The sequence below is a fragment of the Geminicoccus flavidas genome (genome assembly GCF_009806515.1).
GTDB lineage: Bacteria > Pseudomonadota > Alphaproteobacteria > Geminicoccales > Geminicoccaceae > Geminicoccus > Geminicoccus flavidus.
This window is the reverse complement of the sequence record NZ_WUJP01000868.1, coordinates 1-3,142: the sequence shown is the minus strand read 5'-3', so window position 1 is coordinate 3,142 and position 3,142 is coordinate 1. Positions and strand designations below refer to the sequence as shown.

At 72.3% G+C, this 3,142-nt stretch carries 3 protein-coding genes; 1 reads left to right on the top strand and 2 read right to left on the bottom strand.

The window, feature by feature from the left end:
• A partial coding sequence (locus EQG76_RS24795; RefSeq protein WP_159717289.1) for a DMT family transporter occupies window positions 1-633 on the bottom strand: 633 nt, incomplete at its 3' end.
• 117 nt (window positions 634-750) lie between these two features.
• On the opposite strand from EQG76_RS24795, the gene EQG76_RS24790 reads away from it, so the two are divergent.
• Window positions 751-2,148 carry an aminotransferase-like domain-containing protein gene (locus EQG76_RS24790; protein ID WP_159717287.1) on the top strand — a complete coding sequence of 466 codons (1,398 nt, stop codon included), beginning with the start codon at window positions 751-753 and terminating at the stop codon, window positions 2,146-2,148.
• 427 nt (window positions 2,149-2,575) lie between these two features.
• On the opposite strand, the gene EQG76_RS24785 is transcribed toward EQG76_RS24790, so the two are convergent.
• A partial coding sequence (locus EQG76_RS24785) for a hypothetical protein (protein ID WP_159717285.1) occupies window positions 2,576-3,142 on the bottom strand: 567 nt, incomplete at its 5' end.

Below are 3,142 nucleotides of genomic sequence, written 5' to 3'. Positions count from 1 at the left end.
CCAGGCGGCGGGGGTGATGTTGGTGAAGGTCACGGGCATGGTGACGAGGGCCAGGATGGCCATGGGCGGCAGGGACAGGACCAGGGCCCAGGAAATCACTTGCCAGCCGCCTAAGCGGCGGGACAGGCGGGCGCCCTCGGCATAGCCCAGGCCGCAGGACAGGATGGCGAGCAGCATCAGGAGGTCACCGGTGGGGTTGGCGACGAGGCCCTGGCTGAGGGCAAAGCCTACCACCAGGGCGCTGCCGAGGATGGAGAACAGCCAGAAGGCCGGGCGCGGGCGCTCTCCGGCGCGCAGCACCGCGAACAAAGCGGTCGCGAGCGGCAGGAGGCCGATGAACACGATCGAGTGGGCGGCGGTGACGTGGCGCAGGGCCAGGGCGGTGAGCAGCGGGAAGCCCACCACCACGCCCAGGGCCACCACGACCAGCGGCAGGAGATCGGTGCGGGCCGGGCGCGGCAGGCGGAACAGGCTGACCAGGGCCAGCGCCAGGATGCCGGCGACGGACGCGCGGGCCACCGTCAGGAAGATCGGGTCGAAGTCGAGCACGGCCACGCGCGTGGCCGGCAGGGAGCCGCTGAAGATCAGCACGCCCAGTAGGCCATTCAGCCAGGCCCCCATCGTCCGCTCCATCCGGCCTCTCGCCTTCCTGCCATGGATCCGGCGGCACCTTGCGCGCACCACGCTGGCAGCGCCAGGGACGATCCCATACAGTTGGACGAAACTGTATGGGTACGGAGAGCCCTACGGATGCTGCGCACGGAAGAGAGCAGGAGCCGGATCGAGCAGGTGATGACGGCGGTGCGCCGGCGGATCGCCGGGCGCAGGCTCGGCCAGGGCGCCAAGCTGCCCTCGATCCGTGGCCTGGCCGGGACCATGGGCGTGTCGCCCTCGACCGTGGTCGAGGCCTATGAGCGGCTGGCGGCCGAGGGCCTGATCCGTGCGCGGCCGGGTGCCGGCTTCTTCGTTGCCGGTCCGTCGGCCCCGCTGGCGCTGGCGGAGCTGGGGCCCAGGCTCGACCGCGCGATCGACCCGTTCTGGGTGTCCCGCCAGGCGCTGGACGCGGGGCCGACCATGCTCAAGCCCGGCTGCGGCTGGCTGCCGCCGGACTGGCTGCCCGAGGCGGCCCTGCGCCGGGCGCTGCGCGGCCAGACGCGGGCCGAGCCGGCCGATCTTGGCGACTATGCAGCGCCGCTCGGGCTGGCGGCGCTGCGCCAGCATCTGGCCCGCCGGCTCGCCCTGCACGGCACCGAGGCGACGCCTGGCCAGATCCTGCTGACCGAATCGGGTACCAGTGCCATCGACTTGGTCTGCCGCTTCCTCCTGGAGCCGGGCGATGCCGTGTTGGTCGACGATCCCTGCTATTTCAACTTCCTGGCGCTCCTGCGCGCGCACCGGGCACGGGTCATCGGCGTGCCCATGACGCCTGCCGGGCCGGATCTCACCCGGTTCGCCGAGGCCACCGAGGCGCATCGGCCGCGCCTCTACCTGACCAACTCGGCGATCCAAAACCCGACCGGGGCCAGCCTGTCGCCAGTCGTGGCGCACCGCCTGCTGACCCTCGCCGACGCGGGTGGGCTCACCGTGGTCGAGGATGACATCTTCGGCGATCTCGCGGCCGGCCCGGTCACCCGGCTCGCCGCCTTCGACGGGCTGCGCCGCGTCGTCCAGGTCGGCAGCTTCTCCAAGACGCTGTCCGCCGCCCTGCGCTGCGGCTTCATCGCCGCCCGGCCGGACTGGATCGAGGGCCTGGTCGACCTGAAGCTCGCGACCTCGTTCAGCGGCGGTCGGCTGGCGGAGCAGGTGGTGCTGCGGCTCCTGCTCGATGGCAGCTATCGCCGCCATCTCGGCGGGCTGCACGCTCGCCTCGCCCGCGCCCGAGACCTGACGCTGCGCCGCCTGGCCGAGCTGGGCCTCGAGCCCTGGCTGGAGCCGTCCGCCGGCATGTTCCTCTGGTGCCGCCTGCCGGACGGGCTCGACGCCGCGGCCGTGGCCCGGCGGGCGTTGGAGGAGGACGTGGTGCTGGCACCCGGCAATGTCTTCAGCATCGGCCAGACCGCCGGCAGCTTCCTGCGCTTCAACGTTGCGCAGTGTGCCGACCCGCAGGCGTTTGCCGTGCTGGCCCGGGCGATGCGGGCGGCCGGGTGACGGCACGATCCCCTCGGGAAGTCGGGCGCCGCATCCCCATTCAGCAGCCATGCGGCATCCGCAGCCGGGCCGATAGGCCAGTCCTGCGGCCGGCTGCCTCCTGCTCGGCGGCGAACCGGTTGTCATCGAGGATCGGGCTAACCCCGACTGCAATCAATGCTACTGATTTCAGAATAAGCTATACTGATCCGTCCGAATGCCCATCGGCAGCCGTGCCCGGCCGGGACGATCGATCGGGCGCGGCGATAGCGGCTTATAGGAACAGAGCATGAACGAAGGGAGCAGACCGGGAACAAGTCGGCCTGTGATCAGTGTCGGCAGGCTGATCGGGCGGTAGCTCGGGCCGGCTGTCGGCGCCATGGCGCTGGCGGAATGAAGTGATGTCTCTTGGCCAGCCGCGGCGGCGGATGCGCTGCGGCCGGCCCCGTCACCACAGCAGGATGGTGGCCCCGCCCACGCACAGCACGACCGCCAGGCCCAGGAGCGGGACGAGCAGCCTGCGGCGGTGGGGGCGCTTGGGCAGCGGGTCGATGCCCGGCTGGTCGGGCACCAGTTGGGCCATCAGGCGGTCCGGGTCCAGCACGAGCTCGCCCTGCCCGGCCTCGGCCAGGACCGCGTGGGGCAGGCCGAAGATCAGGCTGTCCGGCCGGGGGCCAGCGATCTGCTCGCCGTAAGGGTGGCCGTCCAGTGCCTGGACCACCGTGTCGCCGCCGAGCGTCACCCGGAAGCGTAGTCGGGCCGGCGGGCCGGCGGAATCGCGCCCCACGATCCGGCCCTGGCCGTCCTGGCCCAGCAGCAGCGTGCCACGGAAGGCCCGAGCGAACGCCTCGAACGGGATGCCCGGCACGCCCTCGCCCGGTTCCGGCCGGGGTGGCGGCTCGGTGACCGACTGATCCAGGACCCGCAGCACGACCCGGCGCTCGGGCGTGACCACGAAGGCGAAGAGGACGGGCGCGGCGCGCACCGGCAAGGGCGGCAGGTCGGGATCGGGTGG

Coding starts and splice junctions, on each gene's coding strand:
- EQG76_RS24790 (WP_159717287.1), top strand. CDS start 751: ATGCTGCGCACGGAAGAGAGCAGGAGCCGGATCGAGCAGGTGATGACG.